The following is a 19,002-nucleotide window of genomic DNA, read 5'->3' as shown; positions in this document are numbered from 1 at the left end:
GGAGGGAGGGGTATGCATACCCCTCCCTCCCCCTCGCGCTCCCCCTCCCTCCCCGCAGCGGGCGTTGCGCTAGAGGAGGCTCCGTTGCGCGCCCTCGGGGGCCGGGGGCGGGCCGTCCTCGGGGCGCCATTCCCAGGTCAGCATCTCGTCATCCGCGCCCGTGCCGTTGATCCGCGGCGAGACCGGGTGCGCGTCCCAGAACCCGTCCGCGGCGGCGTGCATCAGGGTCGCGGCGCCGCGGCCCTCCTCGCCCAGCCACAGGCCCCAGTGTTCGGGCGCCACGCGCACGGGTTCCCGGTGATGCAGGGCGGCCATCTGCGGCCCGGCCTCGGCGGTGACGAGGGCGCAGGCGTCGATCTCGCGCCCGTCCGGAGCGCGCCATGTCTCCCACACCGCGGCCAAGGCGAAGGGGGCGTCGGCGCCCGCCGGGTGGATCCAGTACGGGACCTTGCCCCGCCCGCCCGACAGCTTCGGCGGCTGCCATTCGTAAAAGCCCGAGGCGGGCACCAGGCAGCGCCGCGCCCGGCAGGCTTCGCGGAAGGCGGGCTTCTCGGCGATGGTCTCGGACCGCGCGTTGATCAGCAGAGGGCCGTCCTCGGGGCTCTTGTACCAGCGCGGGATGAAGCCCCAGCGGATCGGCGCCAGGGTGCGCCCCTCCGGCCCCGAGCGGACCACCTCCACCGCGGTGGTGGGGCAGATGTTCCAGCGCGGCGCCACGCGCATCTCCACCCCCTCGGGGATCGAGGCGTCGAAGAGATGCGCGACCGCGTCGGCCGGCAGGGTCAGGGCGAATCGTCCGCACATGGGACGTCAGGGTAGCCGGGCGCGGGGGGCGGCGCCTCCCCGGCCGTCGCCCGTCGCCCGTCGCCCGTCTTTCGTCATCCGGCGCGATCTTGCGCCGTCAGGCCGCGTCGGCCCGTTCGGGGCGCCGCGCGCCGGCCAGCGCCCCAAGCGCCCCGATCCCGCCCAGCATCAGCGCCAGCGCGCCCGGGGCGGGGACCGCGGACAGGTAGGTCGCGGTGGCGATGATCGCCCCGTCGCCCTCGTAGACATTTGCCGCCTGCGACAGCCCCGGGTCGGCCCCGCGCCAGGACACGGAGAACAGGCCGTCCGCCGTGCGCACCTGCTGCGGCGCCGAGACCGCCTCGATGAAGGCCCGGTAGCTCGGGTTCGACTGCACGCCGAACCGGTCGTAATCCACCGTGTAGATGTAGCGGATCTGGAAATCGGCCGAATGGACGCCCCCGCCCGCCAGGAATTCGAGCGCCAGGGGCTGCACCGCCTCGGCCCGGTCGGTCGGGAAGGTCAGCAGCGGGTCCACGAGGCTGAAGGACAGGCTGAAGGCGAGGAAGTTGGAGGACCCGCCGGGCGCGATCTCGCGGTCCGCCTGGGCGACGCCCGTCACCTCCACGCCGGTCGCCCCGGCGTCGATTCCGGGCAGGGGTTCGGCGCCCAGGCGCAGCGTGCCGAGGCCCGAGACCGAGAACGGCGCCGCCTGCGCCGCGGCGCCGAGGGCGCCCCAGGAGAGAACGGCGGAGAGGACGGTTCGGGCAAGGGCTGACGGGCGCATGACTTCCTCCATCTGCGACACGAAGCTCATAAATCTTTCCTCAATGGTCTCGATTGGTGAACGCCGCCGGGGCGGCGGTTCCCCCGCAGGCCGGGCCGCGCGCGGGTCCCGGAGGGGCGCGGGCGCGCGGGATCCGGCGGCCCCGGCGTCCCCCGGTCCGCAAGTTGCGCGCCGATCCGGTTGACACCGCGCCCCCCCCGCGGATTCTGCGTGCCATGACCCAGACCCTCGCCGCCCGCCTGACCCGTTGCCCGCTGCCCGCCGACCCCGACCGGGGGGCCGAGGCCTGGGCGCGCCTCTCCTCCGACCCCGCGCTGAAGGACCTGGTGACCGGGGCCGCGGGATCGGCCCCCTATATCGCCGGGCTGATCCGGGCCGAGGCGGAGTGGCTCTCCGGCGCCCTTTCCGGCGACCCCGACGCCGCCCTTGCGGACGCCCTCGCCCCGGTGCGGGCGGCGAAGGACATGGCGAAATCCGAGCGCGAGGCCGCCCTGCGCGCCGCCAAGAAGCGCATCGCCTGCCTCGCCGCGCTGGCCGATCTCGGCGGGGCATGGTCGCTGGAACAGGTCACCGGCGCGCTCTCGGATCTCGCCGACATCGCCACCGACAGCGCCATGCGCGCCATCGTGGCCGAGCAGGTCGCCCGCGGGCGGCTGCCGCAGACCCCGGACGGCTGCGCGGGGATGGTGGCGCTGGCCATGGGCAAGGGCGGCGCGCGGGAGCTGAACTATTCTTCCGACATCGACCTGATCCTGCTGTTCGACGAGACGCTGCACGACCCGGACGACTACATGGAGATCCGCTCGCGCCTCGTGAAAGCGGCGCAGGAGATGTCGCGCGCCCTCTCGCAGCTGACCGCGGAAGGCTACGTGTTCCGCGTCGACCTGCGGCTGCGGCCCGACCCATCCTCGACCCCCGTCTGCATCGCGATGGAAGCGGCGGAGCGGTATTACGAATCCCTCGGCCGCACCTGGGAGCGCGCCGCCTTCATCAAGGCCCGCGCCGCCGCCGGGGACGTGGCGGCGGGCGAGGCGTTCCTGCAGCGCCTGACCCCCTTCATCTGGCGCAAGCACCTCGATTTCGCCGCCATCGGCGACGCCCATGACATCCGCGAGCGGATCCGCGCCCATCGCGGCACCGGCGGGCCGATCACCGTGCCGGGCCACAACATGAAGCTTGGCCGCGGCGGCATCCGCGAGATCGAGTTCTTCGCCCAGACCCGGCAGCTGATCTGCGGCGGGCGCGACCCGGAGCTGCGGATGCGCGCCACGCGCCCCGCGCTCGCCGCCCTCGCCGCCAAGGGCTGGGTCGACCCCGCCGTCGCGACCGAGCTGGATGCGGCCTATGTCGAACACCGCGAGGTCGAGCACCGGTTGCAGATGGTCGAGGACCAGCAGACCCATTCCATGCCCAAGTCGGCCGAGGCGCTGGAGCGGGTCGCGCTCCTCTCCGGGCGCCGCGACAGGGACGCCTGGATGGGGGAGATCCATGACCGTCTCACCCGCGTCGCCGCGCGGACCGAGACCTTCTTCGCCCCCGGCGGCGACGGCATCCCGGCCGAGGGGCAGGAGCCGCCCGCCGCCGACGCCGAGGCGCTGACCGCCCGCGGCTTCGCGCGCGGGGAAAGCGCCGAGAAGATCCTGGAGCGCTGGCGCCTCGGGGCCATTCCCGCCACCCGCTCGGAGCGCGCGCGGCGGATCCTGGCGCGGCTCGAGCCGCGGCTGCTCGACTGCTTCGCCGCCGCGCTGTCGCCGGACGAGGCGCTGTCGCAGTTCGACCGCTTCCTGTCGGGCCTGCCCGCGGGGGTGCAGCTCCTGTCGCTGCTCGAGGCCAACCCGCGGCTGCTGGACCTTGTGACCGAGATCTTCGCCGCCGCCCCGCGCCTCGCCGCCCATCTCGGGCGGTCGTCCCGCACGCTCGATGCGCTGCTGGAGCGGGACTTCTTCGAGCCGCTCCCGGATGTCGACGCGCTGGCCGAGGAACTCGCCGCGCGGCTGGCGGAAGAGGACGACTACGAGCGCAAGCTCGACGCCTCGCGCCGCTGGGCGAAGGAGAAGATGTTCCGCGTCGGCGTGCAGACCCTGCGCGGGCTGTCCGAGGCCGAGGAGGCCGGGCGCGCCTTCACCGCCCTCGCCGAGGCGAGCCTGCGCGCGCTGATGCCGGTGGCCGAGGCGGAACTCGCCCGCCGCTTCGGCCCCGCGCCGGGCCGCGGCGCATCGGTCCTCGCCATGGGCAAGATGGGCAGCCGCGAGATGACGGCGACCTCGGATCTCGACGTCATCATCCTCTATGACCCCGAGGATGCGGAGATGTCCGAGGGGCCGAAACAGCTCTCGATCACCGCCTGGTACACGCGCTTCACCCAGGCGCTGATCTCGGCCATGACGGTGCCGACCGCGGAAGGCGCGGTGTGGGAGGTGGACACCCGCCTGCGGCCCTCCGGGCGGCAGGGGACGGTGGCGACGGCGCTGGAGGGGTTCCGCGCCTACCAGGCCGAGAAGGCCTGGACCTGGGAGCGGATGGCGCTGGCCCGCGGCCGCGCCGCCGCCGGGCGCACGGACCTGCGCGAGGACGTGGAGGAAGCCGCTGCCGAGGTGCTGGCCGAGACGCGGGACGAGGACCAGCTGCGCCGCGACGTGGCCGAGATGCGCGCCCGCGTGACCGAGGCGAACAAGGCGCGGCGCGCCGAGCCCTGGGCGCTGAAGCTGGCCGCCGGGGGGCTGATGGACGTGGAATTCGTCGCCCAGGCGGGGCTCTTGCGCCTCGCCGCCCGCGGCGGGATGACGGCCGGGGAGATGCGCGCCCGCCCGCGCGCCCCGCGCGAGATGCTGGCCCTGCTGGTGGACCGCGGCGCGATGGACCCCGCCGACGCCGCGGCCCTGTCCGAGGCCCACGCGCTGCAGCTCGCCATCCAGCAGATCGGCCGCATCGCCATGGAGGGCGAGCCGGACCCCGCCCGCATCGGCCCCGCGCTCGCCGCCGTCATGGCCCGCGCCGCGGGGGCCGAGGACCTCTCGGGCGTCGAGGCGCGGCTGCGCGACGTGCAGGCCCGCGCCGCGGACGTGGTGGAGCGGCTGCTCTCCGTGGACGACCTGCCCGCGCCGCAGGCGGACGCGGCGGGCGGGGCGGAGGGCGAGGCGGAGGCGTAAGCGCCATGCTCCCCATCGCCTGGCACCCGGATTACCTCGCGCCCCTGCGGCCCGGGCACCGCTTCCCGATGTCCAAATACGGCTATCTGCGGGGCGCGCTGGCGGCGCGCGGGCTGATGCCCCCCGGCGGGTTCATCGCCCCCGCCGCCGCCCCCCTGCGGCTGATCGCGGCGGTCCACGCGCTCGACTACGTGGAGCGGGTGGAGAACTGCGCCCTGACGCGCGGGGAGGAGCGCGCCATCGGCCTGCCCTCCACCGCCGCGGTGGCGCGGCGCGGGCGGCTGTCCTGCGCGGGCACGCTGCTGGCCGCGCGGCTGGCGCTGGAGCACGGGATCGCCTGCAACGCCGCCGGGGGCTCGCACCACGCGGGGCCGGACGGGGGCGCGGGGTTCTGCGTGTTCAACGACGTCGCCGTCGCCGCGCAGGCGCTGCTGGACGAGGGGATCGTGCGCCGGGTGCTGGTGGTCGATTGCGACGTGCACCAGGGCGACGGGACGGCGCGGATCTTCGAAGGCGATCCGCGGGTCTTCACCTACTCGCTCCACGCCCAGAACAACTACCCGAGTGAGAAAGCCGTTTCGGACCTCGACCGCGGGCTGCCGGACGGGACCGGGGATGCGGCGTATCTGGCCGCCCTCTCCGCCGACCTGCCGCGGATCATCGCCGCCGCCGGGGCCGACATCGCCTTCTACAACGCCGGGGTGGACCCGTGGGCGGGGGACCGGCTGGGGCGCCTGTCACTGTCGCTGGAGGGGCTCAGGGCGCGCGACCGGCTGGTGCTGGGGGCCCTGCGCGCGGCGGGGCTGCCGGTCTGCGGCGCCCTCGGCGGGGGGTATTCGACCGACCCCGAGGAGCTCGCCGCCCGCCACGCGATCCTGTTCGAGGAAGCCGCGGCGCTTTCCTGAGGGCCGCGGCCCGCGTACATCTTTGGCCCCGATCCCAAGCCCGAGAGCCCGCCATGACCGACGCCATCGCCCCCAGCCTGACCCATGTCACCGACCTGTTCGTCGAGCTCGACCCGATCATGGAGCTTGGCCGCACCCCGGCGGGCGTCCGGCGCATCATCCCGATCATCGGCGGGCGGGCCGAGGGGCCGCGCCTGAACGGGGTCATCGAGAATTTCGGCGCCGACTGGCAGGTGGCCGGGCCGGACGGGCTGGCCGATATCGACACCCGCTACCTGCTGCGCACGGACGAGGGCGCGCTGCTCGACATCCGCAACCCCGGCATCCGCGCCGCCTCGCCCGAGGTCACCGCGCGGCTGGCGGCGGGCGAGGTGGTTGACCCGTCCGAGTACTATTTCCGCTGCACGCCGCGGCTGTTCTGCGATCACCCGGCCCACGCATGGGTGAACCGCCGCCTCTTCGTCGGCGTAGGCGAACGGCGCGCGGCCGAGGTGGTGATGCGGATCTTCGAGATCGGCTGAGCCGGGCGAGGGGAGGGGCGCCGGTCGCGCCGCCCCTCAGCCCTCCTGCTGCTGCTGGCGCTGCTGCGCCAGCGGGCCGTGATCGACGCTCAGCGCGCCTTCTTCCGGCGTCTCGGGCGCGCCCTTGGGCGCATCCGGGGCCGGGACCGGCCCCTGCGCCCCCTGCAGCTTGGCCAGCGCGCCGCCGTCGAGCGGGTCCGCCGTCTCGGCCTTCGGGTCCTGCGCGGCCTGCGCGGCGCCAAGCGCCTCGTCCGGGCGGGGCGGCGCCTCGTCCCCCGCGCGCCCGTCGCGCGACAGGATCACAGCCAGCGGGCGGGTGGCGGGGAAGCGGGCCAGCACCATCACCAGGATCACCGTCAGCGGGATCGCCAGGAACATCCCCGCCGGGCCCCAGACCCCGCCCCAGGCCACCAGCGCCAGCAGGATCACGGTCGAGGACAGGTTCAGCCCGTCGCCCATCAGCCGCGGCACCACAACCTCTCCGGCCAGGAACTGCACCGCGCCCAGCACCGCCACCAGCCCGATCAGCGCCGCCGGGTCCTGCATGGTCAGCGCCGCATAGCCCGCCGGGATCAGCACCGCCGCGAAGGACCCCAGCGTGGGGATGAAGTTCAGCCCGAAGGCCAGGAACCCCCAGAACCCCGCGCCCGGCACCCCGAAGGCGGCGCAGACCGCCCAGGTGCAGATCGCGACGCCGAGCGAGATCAGCGTCATCAGCCACAGGTACAGCCGGGTGTTGTCCGCGATGTTGCGCAGCGCGCGGCGCAATTCCTCGCGCCGCGTCGGGTCGGGCTGCAGCGCCTGCAGCTTCGCCTCGTAGAACCGCTCGTCCACCATCAGGAACAGGGCGTAGAGGAACACCAGCGACGCGTCCCCGACCAGGTGCCGCGCCGCGTTCAGCGCCGTGCCGGCCAGCGCCTCGACGTCGAACCGCTCGAGGATCGCGTCCCGCTCCAGCAGCCCCGCCAGGCCGAACCGGGCGAAGAGCGCCCGGATCTCGGCCAGCACCACGTTCTCGCGCGTCTCGGCGATGTCGGCCGAGAGCTCGGAGATGTTGGCCGCCACGATGCGGCCCGCGATCAGGATCGCGACGAACAGGAACGCCACCGACAGCGTGCGCGCGACCAGCCGCGGCAGCACCGGGCCGAGCCGCGGGATCCGCTCCAGCGCGTCGGCGAGCGCGTTCACGAGGAACCACACCAGCACCCCGAGCGCGACGGGCACCGCGTGGTCGCGGGTCCAGCTCAGGGACGCCACGGCGAGCGCGGCGAAGGCGAGGGCGAAGAACGGGCCGGCGGCGCGGCCGCGCCAGATGGCGGACATGGGAGCTCCTGGCTCAGGCGGCGGGGTCTTGCAGGGCAACATAGGGCGGTTTGCGCCCGCGGGGCAGGGGGCGCGGAGCGGGCGCGGCGCACACGGGAGGGTTGAAGTAAGCAGCTAGAATAAACCTGCGCAAATGGAGGAGGTGTTTCTAAATTTGCACTTCAGATCGAATCAAGAATACTTTCAGTCCGATGAATCCGGGAAAAACCCGATTCTCTACTTATAAAGGGACCCTTATCATGCCTGAAACGCGCCGCCGCCTTCGGTCCGCCGTTCCGCTTCTTCTGTCCGCGTCCGCGATCACGGCCGCGCTCGCGCCCGCCGCCGGGGCCGGCCAGGCCGTGCCGGACCAGGCCATCGCCGCCCAGCGCGCCGCGCTCGCCGCCGCCGCGGACCAGGGCGCCGGCCCGCAGTCGCCGCGGGACATCGACTCGCCCCTCGGCGCCAATGCGCGCGGCGCCGCCGACGCCCCGGCGCCGACCGAGATGAACCTGTGCAACATCCATTTCCATGAAAGCGCCGAGCACCGGGGCGGGGAGTTCACCACCTTCGCCGGCAATGGCGACGGCAAGGGCTGCGGGACCGGCTGCATCTATGACGGCGAGCTGAGCGCGGCCGAGCTGGCGCCCTATCCGCGCGGGCTCGGGGACAAGGGGCACGGCGATCTGCAGCCGGGCGACACGATCGAGATCCACTTCGTCCATTCCTCGGCCGATGTCAGGCCGGGCGCGGGGCTCGGCGCCTGCGTGATCGAAGGCGAAGCGATGCCCAAGTTCCGCGTCGAGGCGGTCGTGGCGGTGCTGGTCGCCGCGGGCGGCGCGGATTTCAGGGCGATGGCGCAGCCGGGCGAGGCGGGGGGCCTGCACCAGGCGGTGAACCTGCCCGGCGGCCTCGGGGCGCCGGTGGTCTATGCGGGCTCCACCACCGGGCCGTCCTATAACGAGAAAGCCTCGCCCTTCCTCGTGACCTGGAGCGTGCGGCCGAAGGTGGCGAAGATGAACATCGCCTCGCTCGCCGCATGGCTGAAGGACAACCCCTTCGCCGAGGACCACGCCCACGGCGTGCGCAACCTGGTGGTCAACCCGAAGCTGCTGTCGAAGATCGGCGGCTGAGCGCGGCGCCCGTGCGATGGAGCAGGGCCGCATCGCCGGGGGGGGGATGAGCCGCGCATGAACGGCCCCGCCACGGTTTCGCCGCCACGTTTCGGAAACCTTGCGTCATTGTCAGGCCCGCCGCGGGGGCGGGCGCAGCCAGGGGAGGTTTCATCATGGCGGATGAATTCGTGTTCAAGCGCCCGGGGGCGGCGGTCGACACCGACGCGGTCTGGGGCACCAACGGCGTCGCGCGCACCGGAGAGATCGACATCTCGGCGGTGATGCCCAACGACCGGATCACCATCGATGTCGAGCATGATTTCGAGATGATCTGGGGCGTGGGCGGCGCCTCTCTCGACATCGGCCACTCGGTCGTCGTCAACGGCATCTGGGGGACCAACGGCACCGCCATCGACATCGGCGTGGACGAGGGCGGCGTGCTGATCGAGCACGAGGTCTTCGCCGACCCGGACCCGGGGCTGGTGGTCTGAGCCGCCGCGACCCGCCGACGAGAAAGGGGCCCCCGCGGGGGCCCCTTTTGCATTCCCGTCGGCGCGGCCCTATCCCGCCAGCACCCGCGGCAGCCATAGCGTCAGCGCCGGGAAGGCCAGCAGCAGGCCCACGCGCACGATCTCGGCCAGGAAGAAAGGCATGACCCCGAGGAAGGTCTGCCGCATCGGGATCCCGCGCGCCATGGCCGAGATCACGAACACGTTCATCCCCACCGGCGGCGTGATCAGCCCCAATTCGACGACGATCAACGCAAGGATGCCGAACCAGACCTTCAGCTCCTCGCTGTCCATGCCGAAGCCCGCCTCGTCCGCGAAGACGTAGTCGCCGCCGTTCATCTCGACCAGCACCGGCCAGAAGAACGGGATGGCGAGCAGGATCATCGACAGGCTGTCCATCAGGCAGCCCAGCAGGATCAGCGCCAGCAGCAGGATCAGCATGACGGTCATCGGCGGCAGGCCGGAGTTCACCATCCACTCCGCCACCGCCTGCGGAACCCCGCCGCGGGACATGAAGATCTTCAGCATCTCCGCGCCCAGCAGGATCAGGTAGATCATGCCCGTGGTCCGCGCGGTCTCGAGCAGCGCCGACTTCATGGCCGAGATCCCGACCGAGCCGCGCACGGCGCCGTAGAGCCACACCAGGAACGCGCCGACGGCGGCCGCCGGGGTCGGGTTGAACATGCCGAGATAGATGCCCCCGATCACCAGCCCGAACACGCCCAGCACCGGCAGGACGCGGATGCTGGCGTCGGTCAGCTCGGCCTTCGTCGGCATGTCCGAGGCCGGGCCCGCATCGGGCCGCACCCGCACATAGATGGCGATGGTCACGAGGAACAGGAGGACCGCGAGGATGCCGGGGATCAGCGCCGCGGCGAACATGGTGACGATGTTCGCCTCCACGATCACCGCGTAGATCACCAGCACCACCGAGGGCGGGATCAGGATGCCCAGCACGCCCCCCGCGGCGAGCGTCCCGGTGGCGAGCGCCCCCGAATAGCCGCGCTTCGACAGCTCCGGCAACGCCACCTGGCCCATGGTGGAGGCGGTGGCGAGCGACGACCCGCACACCGCCCCGAACCCCGCGCAGGCGGCGATGGCCGACATCGCGAGGCCGCCGCGCATCCAGCCGAGCCAGGCCGAGGCGGCGCGGAACAGGTCCTTGGACAGCCCCGCCCGCGTGGCGATGGAGCCCATCAGCACGAACATCGGCACGACCGTGAGGTCGTAGATCGAGAACTGCCCATAGGCGAGCGTCTTGAGCTGGCTGAAGAAGATCGCGGGGCCGTTGAGGATGGTCACCCCGGCCCCGCCCACGATGATCATCGCGTAGGCGATGGGCATCCGCATCGCGATCAGCGCGATCAGGATGCCGAGGCCGGAAAAGCCGATGAGAAGGGCGTCAGCCATGGGCGGAACGGTCCTTTTTTATGCCGTCCCCTGCGCATGCGGTGGGACGGCGAGTTTTATGCCGACCCCTGCGCATGCGCTCGGGCGGCGGCGTGCAGGGCGCCATGGCGCGCGAGGCGGCGCGCCGGCGGCGGTCCTGCGAAGCGGGGGCGCGTCGGGGCGGGCGAAGGGGCCAGGCGCCCGGGACGCGCGAAGCTGCGGCGGGTCGGGGCGCCTCCTCCTGCGGCGGGAGAGGCGGCCCGGAAGGGCGGCGCCCCCCGGGGGGCGCGGACCCGGGCGGCGGCGGCGGGCGGCGGGGCTCAGCGCGCCGGGCGCATGTCCCGGATCGCCTCGGACAGCGTGGTCAGCGCGCACAGGGTCAGCAGCGCCAGGCTGGCCAGGATCGGCACGAAGGCCCAGCCATGCGGGATCTCGAGGATCGTGGTGACATAGCCGTATTCGAGCTGGTCGAGCATCCCGGCATACATCCGCCACAGCATCAGCGCCCCGAACAGCGCCGCGACGGTCGAGGCGGCGGCGGCGAACACCGCCAGCCAGCGGCGCCCGGCGTTCTGGGTGAAGATGTCGGCGGTCACGTTGGCGCCGGTCATCTGGCAATAGGGCAGGAACATGAAGGCGGCGATGCAGATGCCCATCTCGGTCAGCTCGAAATCGCCGGGCACCGGTTCGTTCAGGACCGCCGCGCCGGTGACCGAGGCGGTGTTGATCAGCACCACGGCCAGCAGGCTCAGCCCCCCCAGCAGCGCCCAGCCCTCGGCGATGCGGGCGACGAGGCCGGGCAGGCCGGTCCGGGCGCCGGGCCCCCGGGAGGGGGCGCCGGCCTCGGCCGCATCGGAAGCGGACTCGCTCATCTGCGCGTTCACTTCGTCGCGTTTTCGGCGATCAGGGCCCGGGCCTTGTCGACCAGCGCCTGGCCGTCGATGCCGGTGGCGCCGACCTGGGCCACCCAGCGCTCGATCACCGGCTCCAGCGCGACCATGAAGGCGTCGGTCTCGGCCTCGGTCAGGGTCACGTGGTTGCGGCCCGCCTTCTCGGCCAGCTTGATGCCGAAATCATCGCCCTTGCGCCAGATCTTGGCGACCTCGGCCCACCAGTCCTTGCCCGAGGCGTCCTTGAACGCCTTCTGGATGTCGGCGGGCAGGCCGTCCCAGCGGGCCTTGTTCATCGACACCTGGAAGGTGGTGGTGCCGAGGCGGGTCTGCTCATGCCCCTCGATGAAATGCTTCACCTGGTTCTGCAGCTTCAGCGGCGCGATGATCTCCCACGGCAGCAGGGTGCCGTCGACGACCTTCTTCGAGAGCGCCGAGGGCACCTCGGGGACCGGCATGGCGAGCGGGGCGGCGCCCAGCGTCTCGAGCACCCAGGCGCCGGTGCGCGACGGGATGCGCATCTTCAGCCCCTCGAGATCGGCGGGGGAGCGGACCTCCTTGTCGACCATCATGATCGCCTGGCCGGCATGGACGTGCAGCCACATGACCTCGAGGCCCTTGTACTCCTCGGCCAGGTCGCTCTCGAACATGTCGTGCATGGCGAGGTTGGCGGCGGCGATGTCGTTCTTGTAGACGCCCGGCAGCTCGAACACCTCGGTGCGCGGGAACAGGCCGGGGGTGTAGCCGTTCACGGTCCAGATGATGTCCACGACGCCGTCGCGGGCCTGCTGCACCAGCTCGGGCGGCTTGCCGCCGAGGGACATGGAGGGGAACAGCTCGATCTTCACCTTGCCGCCCGAATTCGCCTCGACCTGTTTCGCCCAGGGCTCCAGCATCTGGGTGTGGGCCGGCGACTTGGCCGAGAGCATGTGGTGCAGCTTGAAGGTGTAGTCCTGCGCCGCGGCGGCGCCGGCGGCGAGGGTCGCGGCAAGGCCGAGCGCAAGGCCGGCGAGGCCAGTGTAGCGGGTCATCTTGTCTTCCTCCCAGTTCGGCCGGCCCCGGGGGGGGGGGCGGCCCGTCACGCCGGGACAGTGACGCGCGCGGGGCCTCGCCTCAAGGCGGGCGGGCGCCCAGCGTCGCGCTCCTGGTCCGGGCGGACGCAAACGTTATGACCCGCGGCGCGCGAGCCGGGCAAGCCGCGGGGTTTCCACCTGGTGGAATGTTATGCAGCATAACAAATACCTCACCGGGCGGGGGCGGACGTCCCGACAGGGCGCGGGCGGCGCGGCAAGGCGGCGGGGGAGGGGGGGGCGGCGCCGGGGGCGTCCGCATCCCGGACAGCCTGCCCTGCGCGGGTGGAAAACGCCATCGCGATCTGGCGCGGGCTGGAAGGACGCCTTCCAGCCCGGGGCGGGCGCGGACGGGCGGCGGGCGCCTCAGACCGCGTGGAAGCCGCGGATCAGCTGGCGCAGCCCCAGCGCCGCGCCGACGGCGATGGCGGCGAGGGTGACCGGCGCGCTCCAGTGCAGCAGCGAGAAGGCGGTCAGCCCCTGGCCGACGGAGCAGCCGAGCGCGGTGACCCCGCCGATGCCCATCAGCACCGCGCCGATGATCTGGCGCTGAAGCTCCTGCGGGTCGTCGCAGGCCTCCCAGCGGAAATGCCCCGCCTCCCAGGACCCGATCAGGGCGCCGAGCCAGACGCCCGCGACCGAGCCCGCGCCGAAGCCGAGCCCGCCCCCGCCGGAGGAGGTCATCAGCCACAGGATCGTCTCGCCGATCGGGTCGGCATAGGAGTGGGAGACGACGGCCGTCGCCTCGAAATTCGCATCCGCCTGCGCCGAGGTCAGCGCCCAGCCGAGCGCGATGGCGGCCCCCGCGCCCCCCGACCAGGCCCATTTGCCGGTCTCGGCCCGGAACTCGGCGGAGGCGAAGGCCCAGGCCAGCATCGCCGCGGCGATCAGCGCGGCGAAAACCAGCGGCCCCGCGCCGGTCAGCGCCGAGAGCGCATGGGCGAGCCCCTGCAGCGGCGCGTCCGGGTCCACCGGCACGCGCGGGAAGGCCAGCGCCCGAAGCTCGGCCACCGGGCCGCCCGCGGTCATCGCCGCGCTGACGCCCAGCACCGCCACCACCACGAAGGCCCGCAGGTCGCCGCCGCCAAGGCGGGCGAGCGCGCCGTAGCCGCAGTTCCCCGCCAGCGCCATGCCGTAGCCGAAGACCAGTCCGCCGATGATCGAGGCGAGCGGGTTCCATTGCAGCTGCATGTGGAACGAGGCGGCCGGGTCGAACAGCCCCGCCGCCGCCAGCCCGAAGGCCCCGAGGATCGCGCAGCCGAGGGCCACGGCCCACATGCGGATCCCGGTGTAGTCCTCGGCGTAGAAGGCCGATTCCAGCGCGCCCAGGGTGCAGAACCGCGCCCGGCGCGCGGCGAGCCCGAGGATGATCCCCCCCGGCAGGCCCAGCAGCGCCCCGAGCCCCCCGTCCCCGAGGGTCTCCGCCAGCGCCTCGAATGCAGATGCGGCGTCCATCTCGCGTCCCTCCCCGGATGCGATGACAAGCGGCGGGGCGCGGCCCCGCCCTGCGCCGGGCCCTCTGTCGGGGCCCTTCGGCGCGCTGCGAACCGTGCCGCCGCGGGGGCGGCCGGTCAAATCACCTCTGTCCGGCGGGCGCGCGGCCCGCCCCCGCGGTCAGCCCTTGGCGGGCGCGCCGCAGAACATGTCGTGGATCATCGTCACCATCTGCTCCACCCGCTCGTCGGCGATGCGGTAATAGATGGCCTTGCCGTCTCGGCGGTTGTCGACCAGCCCCTCGAGCCGCAGGCGGGCGAGCTGCTGCGAGACCGCCGCCTGGCGGGTGCTCAGCAGCTTCTCCAGCTCGGTCACCGATTTCTCGCCGTCGACGAGGTGGCACAGGATCATCAGCCGTCCCTCATGCGCCAGCGCCTTGAGGAACGAGGACGCGTCGCGCGCGTTGTCCATCATCTCGGCGAAGTTCAGAACCTCGCCCATGCCGTCGCTCGGCGTGCCGTCCATGCTCATGCCCGTCCCCATCGTCAGCCGTCCGCCCCGGCGGGAAGCCGGGCCAGCAGCGCGTTCAACATCGGCCAGAAGAAATCCTCGCCGGGATAGCCTTCGATTCTGCCCACTTCCAGCCCGTTCTCCACCAGAACGAAGGTCGGGGTGAAGCCGGGGCGGATCGAGAGGGTCACGCCCTCGGGCGGCCCGTCATGGATGTCGCGGCGCACCAGCGGCGCGCGGCGGCCCTCGGCGGTCAGGTGATAGGCGTCGCCGACCTCCTCGTTCCAGCGCGCGCACCACATGCAGCCATGCTCCTCGAACATGATCAGCTCGGCCGCGCGCGCGGGCGCGGCGGCGGAGGCGAGCGCCGAGGCGGCCATCAGGGCGGCGGCGGCCGCGCGGGCGGCGAATCGGGGGCTGAACATGACCGGACTCTCCTGTACACGGCTGCGCGCGGTCCGCTGCGCCGCGCCGGCGAATGGGGCGTGGCGGGCCGCGCGCGCGACCGGCGCCGGGCCGGTTCGCGGTGCGATTGACCGCCATCACATCTTACATATACAAAAACAGATATAAAAATCTAACCCCGGGCGACGAATCTGCCACGGGGTGCGGGGAGGATGCAACGCATGGGATTCGATATCGGCCTCTGGGGCGCGGCCACGGCCGGCCTTCTGTCTTTCCTCACGCCCTGCATCCTGCCGATCGTGCCCTTTTACCTGTGCTACCTCGCGGGGATGAGCTTCGACGAGCTGACGCAGGAGGGGGCGGGGACGGGTGCGATTCGGCGCAAGGCGGTGATCTCCTCGCTGTTCTTCGCCGCGGGGGTGACGACGATCTTCGTCGGCCTCGGCTGGACCGCCTCGACCTTCGGGCAGGCGCTGCGCGAATACATGGACGTGATCCGCTACGTGGCGGCGGGAATCATCGCGCTCCTGGGGCTGCACTTCCTCGGGGTGTTCCGCATCGCCTTCCTGATGCGCGAGGCGCGGATCGACGCCGGCGACCGGAAATTCGGCGTGTTCGGCGCCTACCTGATCGGCATGGCCTTCGCCTTCGGCTGGACCCCTTGCGTCGGCCCGGCGCTGGCGGCGATCCTGTTCCAGGCGGCGGATGCCCAGAGCGCGGACCAAGGCGTGCGCCTGCTGCTGGCCTATGCGCTGGGCATGACCGCGCCCTTCGTGCTCGCCGCCGCCTTCATCGGCCCCTTCATGCGCTGGGCGGCGAAGTTCCGCCGCCACCTGCCCAAGGTTGAAAAGGCCATGGGCCTGCTGCTTATCGTGTTCGCGGTCCTGATCGGCGCGAACATGATGAACGAGATCGCGCAGCTGATGCTCGACTACGCGCCGGACCTCGGCCTGCTGCAGTAAGCCGGGGCGAGGGGCCGCGTTTCACAGGGAGGATTTGAACGATGACGCAGATCGATCGCCGCCGCCTTCTGGGCTCGGGCCTCGCGCTCGGCGCCGCCGCCGGGGCGCTGGCCCTGGCCGCGCCCGGCCGCGCCCGCGCCGCCGCGCCGATGGGCGAGGACGGGCTGCACAAGCCGTCCTGGCTCAAGATCACCTTCAAGGACATGACCGAGGACCTCGAGACCGCGGCCGCCGAGGGCAAGCGGATGCTGGTGCTGTGGGAGCAGCGCGGCTGCATCTACTGCCGCAAAATGCACGAGGAGGTGTTCCCCGAGCCGGAGATCGCCGCGGCCCTGTCCGAGAAGTTCTACGTCGTGCAGATGAACCTGTTCGGCGACGAGGAGGTCACCGATTTCGACGGCGAGGCGCTGCCGGAAAAGGACATGGCGAAGAAATGGGGCGTGTTCTTCACCCCCACCATGATGTTCATGCCCGATTCGGTCCCCGAGGGCCCCGCCGGTCCCGCCGCGGTCGCCACCATGCCCGGCGCCTTCGGCAAGGGCACCACGCAGGACCTGCTGACCTGGGTGCTCGAGAAGGGCTACGAGACCGACGAGCATTTCCAGAAATACCACGCGCGCAAGATCAACGAGCGGCGCGGCGGTTGACCTTTCTTCAACCCACGGGAACAAGGGCCGGCGGGCGGCGCGGGGCAGGGAAGGCCCTGCGGCGCCTGCGAAATCTCGCGCGCAGCCAATGCTGCGCTGCATCACATCGTTAAATTCAGAGCCTTGAATTTAACAATTGCGTGTGTCGGGCTGCGCTGCTAGTTTCACACTCGCACGACGGAGAACTGGGGAGGACACGATGTCGGCATCCACCATCCTGGCCGCTTTCGCGGCGGCGGGACTCATGGCCGGAACGGCCGTTGCAGGGACGGTCGCGCCGGACGCGGTCAAGTACGAGGACGGCCAGGTCGCCGCCCCGCTGACCGACGTGGCGGGCGATCCGGCGGAAGGCGCCAAGTGGTTCGCCAACCGCAAGCTCGGCAACTGCCTGGCCTGCCACCAGAACCCGGACATGCCGGACGAGCAGTTCCACGGCGAGACGGGCCCGAGCCTCGAGGGCGTCGCGGACCGCTGGAGCGAAGCGGAGCTGCGCGGCATCGTCGTGAACTCCAAGATGGTGTTCGACGGCACGATGATGCCCTCGTTCTACCGCGAATCCGGCTTCAACCGCACGGCGGGCAAGTTCGAAGGCAAGACGATCCTGAGCGCCCAGCAGGTCGAGGACGTGATCGCCTACCTGCGCACGCTCAAGGAATGACCGCCCGCTGAAGACCCATCGCCGGTCCGCCGCGTGCGCGCGGCGCCGGCCCAGCCCATCCACCAGGAGGACCAGATGACCTTCACCCGACGCGACACGCTGATCATCGGCGCCGCGGGCGCGGCCGCCGCCGCGCTGCCCTCCGCCGGCTTCGCCGCCGCGGACAAGACCGCCGAGGCGATCGCCGCCTTCACCGGCGGGGCCGCCGTCACCGAGGGGGGCGTCGACATCGGCGCGCCCGAGATCGCCGAGAACGGCAACACCGTGCCGATCGAGGTGGGCGCCGAGGGCGCGGCCGAGATCCTCGTGCTGGCCGACGGCAACCCGTCCCCGGGCGTGGCGACCTTCCGCTTCTCGAAGCTCGCCGTCCCGGCCGCCTCGACCCGCATCCGCCTCGCCGGCACCCAGAACGTGGTCGCCGTCGCCAAGATGCAGGACGGCTCGTTCCGCCAGGCGCAGCGCACCGTCAAGGTCACCATCGGCGGCTGCGGCGGCTGATCGCCGCCCCCGACGGACCCCCACCCATCCGGGCGCCGCGCCCCGGCGGACCTGACCGCCGCGGCCGCGGCGGCGCCCAAACCAGTCGAAGGACCAGTCCTATGGCCAAGATCAAACCCCGCGTGAAAGTGCCCCGCAGCGCCGAAGTCGGCGAAGTGATCGAGCTGAAGACCCTGATCTCGCACCCGATGGAGTCGGGCCAGCGCAAGGACAAGGCCGGCAACCCGATCCCGCGCAAGATCATCAACGCCTTCAACGTGACCTATAACGGCGAGGAGGTCATCAGCGCGACCCTCGAGCCGGCTGTGTCGGCCAACCCCTACATCCAGTTCATGATGACGGTCCCCGAAGCGGGCGAAATCGTTTTCGCGTGGACGGACGACGACGGCTCGGTCTACGACCTCAAGAAGAAGATCACGGTCGGCTGACACGCCTTGCGGGATCTTTTTCCCTACAGGCTTCGCACGGGGAGGCGAGACATGAAAAAGACGACGCTCAAGGGGGCCGTCGCGGCCCTGGCCCTCACCGCGGTCGCGGCGGCGGGCCAGGCCGTCGCGGGCCCGGACGAGGATGAACTGGTCATCGACGGCGAGACCATCGTGACCCGGGTCGCGGCGCCCGAGGACCATCCGCTGGATGAACTGATCTCGGGCTGGCGCTTCCGCTCGGACGAGACCCAGGCCCTCCAGATGGACGACTTCGAGAACCCGGCCATGGTGCTGGTCGACCAGGCCCGCGACCTGTGGGCCGAGGTCGACGGCTCCGAGGGCAAGGCCTGCGAGTCCTGCCACATGGATGTCGAGGAGACGATGGTGGGCGTGCGCGCCGGCTATCCGAAGTGGAACGAGGCGGCGGGCAAGCCGTTCTCGCTCGAACATGCGATCAACGCCTGCCGCACCGAGCGGATGGGCGCCGAGGCGTGGAAGTGGGAAAGCGACCAGATGCTCGGCATGACCGCGCTGGTCGGCCTGCAGTCCCGCGGCATGCCGGTGGACATCGACGACGACGCGCTGTCCGACTGGATCGAGCAGGGCAAGGAGCTGTACTACACCCGCGTCGGCCAGCTCGACATGTCCTGCGCGCATTGCCACGAGGACAACTACGGCAACATGATCCGGGCCGACCACCTGTCCCAGGGCCATGTGAACGGGTTCCCGGTCTACCGCCTGAAATGGCAGAAGGTCGGCTCCATGCACCGTCGCTTCAAGGGCTGCATGGATAACATCCGCGCCGAACCCTACAAGCGCGGCTCGGACGAGTTCGTCGCCCTCGAGGCCTATCTCGCCTGGCGCGGCCAGGGCCTGTCGGTCGAGACCCCGGCGGTTCGCAACTGATCCGCGGCGGGGGGGGGGGGGGGGGGGGGGGGCGGGCACCACCCCCCCCCCCCCCCCCCCCCCCCCCCCCCCCCCCCCCCCCCCCCCCCCCCCCCTTTTCTCCCCCACCCCCCCCCCCCCCCCCCCCCCCCCCC

20 protein-coding genes are annotated in these 19,002 nt (G+C 72.1%); 11 read left to right on the top strand and 9 right to left on the bottom strand.

Annotated features, from left to right (window positions below):
- Positions 1 to 69 precede the first annotated feature (69 nt).
- Positions 70 to 804, bottom strand: coding sequence for an SOS response-associated peptidase (locus ACQ5SO_RS20095; RefSeq protein ID WP_430943436.1), 735 nt, complete (start codon positions 802 to 804; stop codon positions 70 to 72).
- 97 nt (positions 805 to 901) lie between these two features.
- Entirely contained in the window at positions 902 to 1,600 is a 699-nt protein-coding gene (locus ACQ5SO_RS20090) for a hypothetical protein (RefSeq protein ID WP_430943435.1), read from the bottom strand.
- 185 nt (positions 1,601 to 1,785) lie between these two features.
- Here ACQ5SO_RS20090 and ACQ5SO_RS20085 point away from each other — a divergent pair, with 185 nt between their 5' ends.
- The 3 genes from ACQ5SO_RS20085 to ACQ5SO_RS20075 are packed head-to-tail and all read left to right on the top strand — an operon-like array spanning position 1,786 to position 6,145.
- The gene (locus ACQ5SO_RS20085) at positions 1,786 to 4,719 is read left to right on the top strand and encodes a bifunctional [glutamine synthetase] adenylyltransferase/[glutamine synthetase]-adenylyl-L-tyrosine phosphorylase (protein WP_430943434.1); all 2,934 of its coding nucleotides are present in this window, start codon (positions 1,786 to 1,788) and stop codon (positions 4,717 to 4,719) included.
- A 5-nt stretch (positions 4,720 to 4,724) separates the two neighbouring features.
- Positions 4,725 to 5,624 (top strand): histone deacetylase family protein, encoded by a 900-nt coding sequence (locus ACQ5SO_RS20080; protein ID WP_430943433.1) that lies wholly within the window; start codon positions 4,725 to 4,727, stop codon positions 5,622 to 5,624.
- Between the two features lie 53 nt (positions 5,625 to 5,677).
- Positions 5,678 to 6,145 carry a DUF3237 domain-containing protein gene (locus ACQ5SO_RS20075; RefSeq protein WP_430943432.1) on the top strand — a complete coding sequence of 156 codons (468 nt, stop codon included), beginning with the start codon at positions 5,678 to 5,680 and terminating at the stop codon, positions 6,143 to 6,145.
- Positions 6,146 to 6,181: 36 nt separating this feature from the next.
- On the opposite strand, the gene ACQ5SO_RS20070 is transcribed toward ACQ5SO_RS20075, so the two are convergent.
- Positions 6,182 to 7,468: an AI-2E family transporter gene (locus tag ACQ5SO_RS20070; RefSeq protein WP_430943431.1), complete on the bottom strand. Its 1,287-nt coding sequence runs from the start codon at positions 7,466 to 7,468 to the stop codon at positions 6,182 to 6,184.
- 239 nt (positions 7,469 to 7,707) lie between these two features.
- Between ACQ5SO_RS20070 and ACQ5SO_RS20065 the strand changes: the two genes are divergently transcribed.
- Together ACQ5SO_RS20065 and ACQ5SO_RS20060 are read left to right on the top strand one after the other, a co-directional pair.
- A complete protein-coding gene (locus tag ACQ5SO_RS20065; protein ID WP_430943430.1) occupies positions 7,708 to 8,580 on the top strand; it encodes a delta-class carbonic anhydrase in 873 nt (290 codons plus the stop codon).
- A 155-nt stretch (positions 8,581 to 8,735) separates the two neighbouring features.
- Positions 8,736 to 9,053 carry a hypothetical protein gene (locus tag ACQ5SO_RS20060; RefSeq protein WP_430943429.1) on the top strand — a complete coding sequence of 106 codons (318 nt, stop codon included), beginning with the start codon at positions 8,736 to 8,738 and terminating at the stop codon, positions 9,051 to 9,053.
- A gap of 69 nt (positions 9,054 to 9,122) precedes the next feature.
- Here the strand turns inward: ACQ5SO_RS20060 and ACQ5SO_RS20055 are convergent, their stop codons facing one another.
- The 6 genes from ACQ5SO_RS20055 to ACQ5SO_RS20030 all read right to left on the bottom strand — a co-directional run bounded on the left by ACQ5SO_RS20055 (position 9,123) and on the right by ACQ5SO_RS20030 (position 14,789).
- Positions 9,123 to 10,481 carry a TRAP transporter large permease gene (locus ACQ5SO_RS20055; protein ID WP_430943428.1) on the bottom strand — a complete coding sequence of 453 codons (1,359 nt, stop codon included), beginning with the start codon at positions 10,479 to 10,481 and terminating at the stop codon, positions 9,123 to 9,125.
- Between the two features lie 299 nt (positions 10,482 to 10,780).
- A complete protein-coding gene (locus tag ACQ5SO_RS20050) occupies positions 10,781 to 11,332 on the bottom strand; it encodes a TRAP transporter small permease (RefSeq protein WP_430943427.1) in 552 nt (183 codons plus the stop codon).
- 8 nt (positions 11,333 to 11,340) lie between these two features.
- A complete protein-coding gene (locus ACQ5SO_RS20045) occupies positions 11,341 to 12,381 on the bottom strand; it encodes a TRAP transporter substrate-binding protein (RefSeq protein ID WP_430943426.1) in 1,041 nt (346 codons plus the stop codon).
- A gap of 405 nt (positions 12,382 to 12,786) precedes the next feature.
- Complete coding sequence (locus ACQ5SO_RS20040; RefSeq protein WP_430943425.1) at positions 12,787 to 13,875, bottom strand: YeeE/YedE family protein; 1,089 nt, start codon at positions 13,873 to 13,875, stop codon at positions 12,787 to 12,789.
- Positions 13,876 to 14,034: 159 nt separating this feature from the next.
- Positions 14,035 to 14,379, bottom strand: a complete 345-nt coding sequence (locus tag ACQ5SO_RS20035) for an ArsR/SmtB family transcription factor (protein ID WP_430943437.1) — start codon at positions 14,377 to 14,379, stop codon at positions 14,035 to 14,037.
- 20 nt (positions 14,380 to 14,399) lie between these two features.
- Positions 14,400 to 14,789, bottom strand: coding sequence for a hypothetical protein (locus tag ACQ5SO_RS20030; RefSeq protein ID WP_430943424.1), 390 nt, complete (start codon positions 14,787 to 14,789; stop codon positions 14,400 to 14,402).
- Between the two features lie 201 nt (positions 14,790 to 14,990).
- Between ACQ5SO_RS20030 and ACQ5SO_RS20025 the strand changes: the two genes are divergently transcribed.
- The 6 genes from ACQ5SO_RS20025 to soxA all read left to right on the top strand — a co-directional run bounded on the left by ACQ5SO_RS20025 (position 14,991) and on the right by soxA (position 18,868).
- The gene (locus ACQ5SO_RS20025; RefSeq protein WP_430943423.1) at positions 14,991 to 15,731 is read left to right on the top strand and encodes a cytochrome c biogenesis CcdA family protein; all 741 of its coding nucleotides are present in this window, start codon (positions 14,991 to 14,993) and stop codon (positions 15,729 to 15,731) included.
- Positions 15,732 to 15,772: 41 nt separating this feature from the next.
- Positions 15,773 to 16,378 (top strand): thioredoxin family protein, encoded by a 606-nt coding sequence (locus ACQ5SO_RS20020; RefSeq protein WP_430943422.1) that lies wholly within the window; start codon positions 15,773 to 15,775, stop codon positions 16,376 to 16,378.
- Between the two features lie 199 nt (positions 16,379 to 16,577).
- Positions 16,578 to 17,036 (top strand): sulfur oxidation c-type cytochrome SoxX, encoded by a 459-nt coding sequence (soxX, locus tag ACQ5SO_RS20015; protein ID WP_430943421.1) that lies wholly within the window; start codon positions 16,578 to 16,580, stop codon positions 17,034 to 17,036.
- A gap of 75 nt (positions 17,037 to 17,111) precedes the next feature.
- Positions 17,112 to 17,534 (top strand): thiosulfate oxidation carrier protein SoxY, encoded by a 423-nt coding sequence (soxY, locus tag ACQ5SO_RS20010; RefSeq protein ID WP_430943420.1) that lies wholly within the window; start codon positions 17,112 to 17,114, stop codon positions 17,532 to 17,534.
- Between the two features lie 101 nt (positions 17,535 to 17,635).
- Positions 17,636 to 17,962 (top strand): thiosulfate oxidation carrier complex protein SoxZ, encoded by a 327-nt coding sequence (soxZ, locus tag ACQ5SO_RS20005; RefSeq protein ID WP_430943419.1) that lies wholly within the window; start codon positions 17,636 to 17,638, stop codon positions 17,960 to 17,962.
- Between the two features lie 51 nt (positions 17,963 to 18,013).
- Entirely contained in the window at positions 18,014 to 18,868 is an 855-nt protein-coding gene (gene soxA, locus ACQ5SO_RS20000) for a sulfur oxidation c-type cytochrome SoxA (RefSeq protein WP_430943418.1), read from the top strand.
- Positions 18,869 to 19,002: the final 134 nt, after the last annotated feature.

It is taken from the genome of Rhodovulum sp. DZ06 (genome assembly GCF_050586345.1).
GTDB lineage: Bacteria > Pseudomonadota > Alphaproteobacteria > Rhodobacterales > Rhodobacteraceae > JBOCEF01.
Note: the sequence above shows the minus strand (reverse complement) of the source record. Positions and strands in the feature narration are given on the sequence as shown.

Bases quoted from the DNA above. Each gene is read 5' to 3' on its own strand.
- ACQ5SO_RS20035 (WP_430943437.1), bottom strand. From the start codon at position 14,379: ATGGACGGCACGCCGAGCGACGGCATGGGCGAGGTTCTGAACTTCGCC.
- ACQ5SO_RS20025 (WP_430943423.1), top strand. From the start codon at position 14,991: ATGGGATTCGATATCGGCCTCTGGGGCGCGGCCACGGCCGGCCTTCTG.
- ACQ5SO_RS20020 (WP_430943422.1), top strand. From the start codon at position 15,773: ATGACGCAGATCGATCGCCGCCGCCTTCTGGGCTCGGGCCTCGCGCTC.
- soxZ (WP_430943419.1), top strand. From the start codon at position 17,636: ATGGCCAAGATCAAACCCCGCGTGAAAGTGCCCCGCAGCGCCGAAGTC.
- ACQ5SO_RS20045 (WP_430943426.1), bottom strand. From the start codon at position 12,381: ATGACCCGCTACACTGGCCTCGCCGGCCTTGCGCTCGGCCTTGCCGCG.
- soxY (WP_430943420.1), top strand. From the start codon at position 17,112: ATGACCTTCACCCGACGCGACACGCTGATCATCGGCGCCGCGGGCGCG.
- soxA (WP_430943418.1), top strand. From the start codon at position 18,014: ATGAAAAAGACGACGCTCAAGGGGGCCGTCGCGGCCCTGGCCCTCACC.
- ACQ5SO_RS20075 (WP_430943432.1), top strand. From the start codon at position 5,678: ATGACCGACGCCATCGCCCCCAGCCTGACCCATGTCACCGACCTGTTC.
- ACQ5SO_RS20090 (WP_430943435.1), bottom strand. From the start codon at position 1,600: ATGAGCTTCGTGTCGCAGATGGAGGAAGTCATGCGCCCGTCAGCCCTT.
- ACQ5SO_RS20085 (WP_430943434.1), top strand. From the start codon at position 1,786: ATGACCCAGACCCTCGCCGCCCGCCTGACCCGTTGCCCGCTGCCCGCC.
- ACQ5SO_RS20040 (WP_430943425.1), bottom strand. From the start codon at position 13,875: ATGGACGCCGCATCTGCATTCGAGGCGCTGGCGGAGACCCTCGGGGAC.
- ACQ5SO_RS20050 (WP_430943427.1), bottom strand. From the start codon at position 11,332: ATGAGCGAGTCCGCTTCCGATGCGGCCGAGGCCGGCGCCCCCTCCCGG.
- ACQ5SO_RS20065 (WP_430943430.1), top strand. From the start codon at position 7,708: ATGCCTGAAACGCGCCGCCGCCTTCGGTCCGCCGTTCCGCTTCTTCTG.
- ACQ5SO_RS20080 (WP_430943433.1), top strand. From the start codon at position 4,725: ATGCTCCCCATCGCCTGGCACCCGGATTACCTCGCGCCCCTGCGGCCC.
- ACQ5SO_RS20060 (WP_430943429.1), top strand. From the start codon at position 8,736: ATGGCGGATGAATTCGTGTTCAAGCGCCCGGGGGCGGCGGTCGACACC.
- soxX (WP_430943421.1), top strand. From the start codon at position 16,578: ATGTCGGCATCCACCATCCTGGCCGCTTTCGCGGCGGCGGGACTCATG.
- ACQ5SO_RS20070 (WP_430943431.1), bottom strand. From the start codon at position 7,468: ATGTCCGCCATCTGGCGCGGCCGCGCCGCCGGCCCGTTCTTCGCCCTC.
- ACQ5SO_RS20055 (WP_430943428.1), bottom strand. From the start codon at position 10,481: ATGGCTGACGCCCTTCTCATCGGCTTTTCCGGCCTCGGCATCCTGATC.
- ACQ5SO_RS20030 (WP_430943424.1), bottom strand. From the start codon at position 14,789: ATGTTCAGCCCCCGATTCGCCGCCCGCGCGGCCGCCGCCGCCCTGATG.
- ACQ5SO_RS20095 (WP_430943436.1), bottom strand. From the start codon at position 804: ATGTGCGGACGATTCGCCCTGACCCTGCCGGCCGACGCGGTCGCGCAT.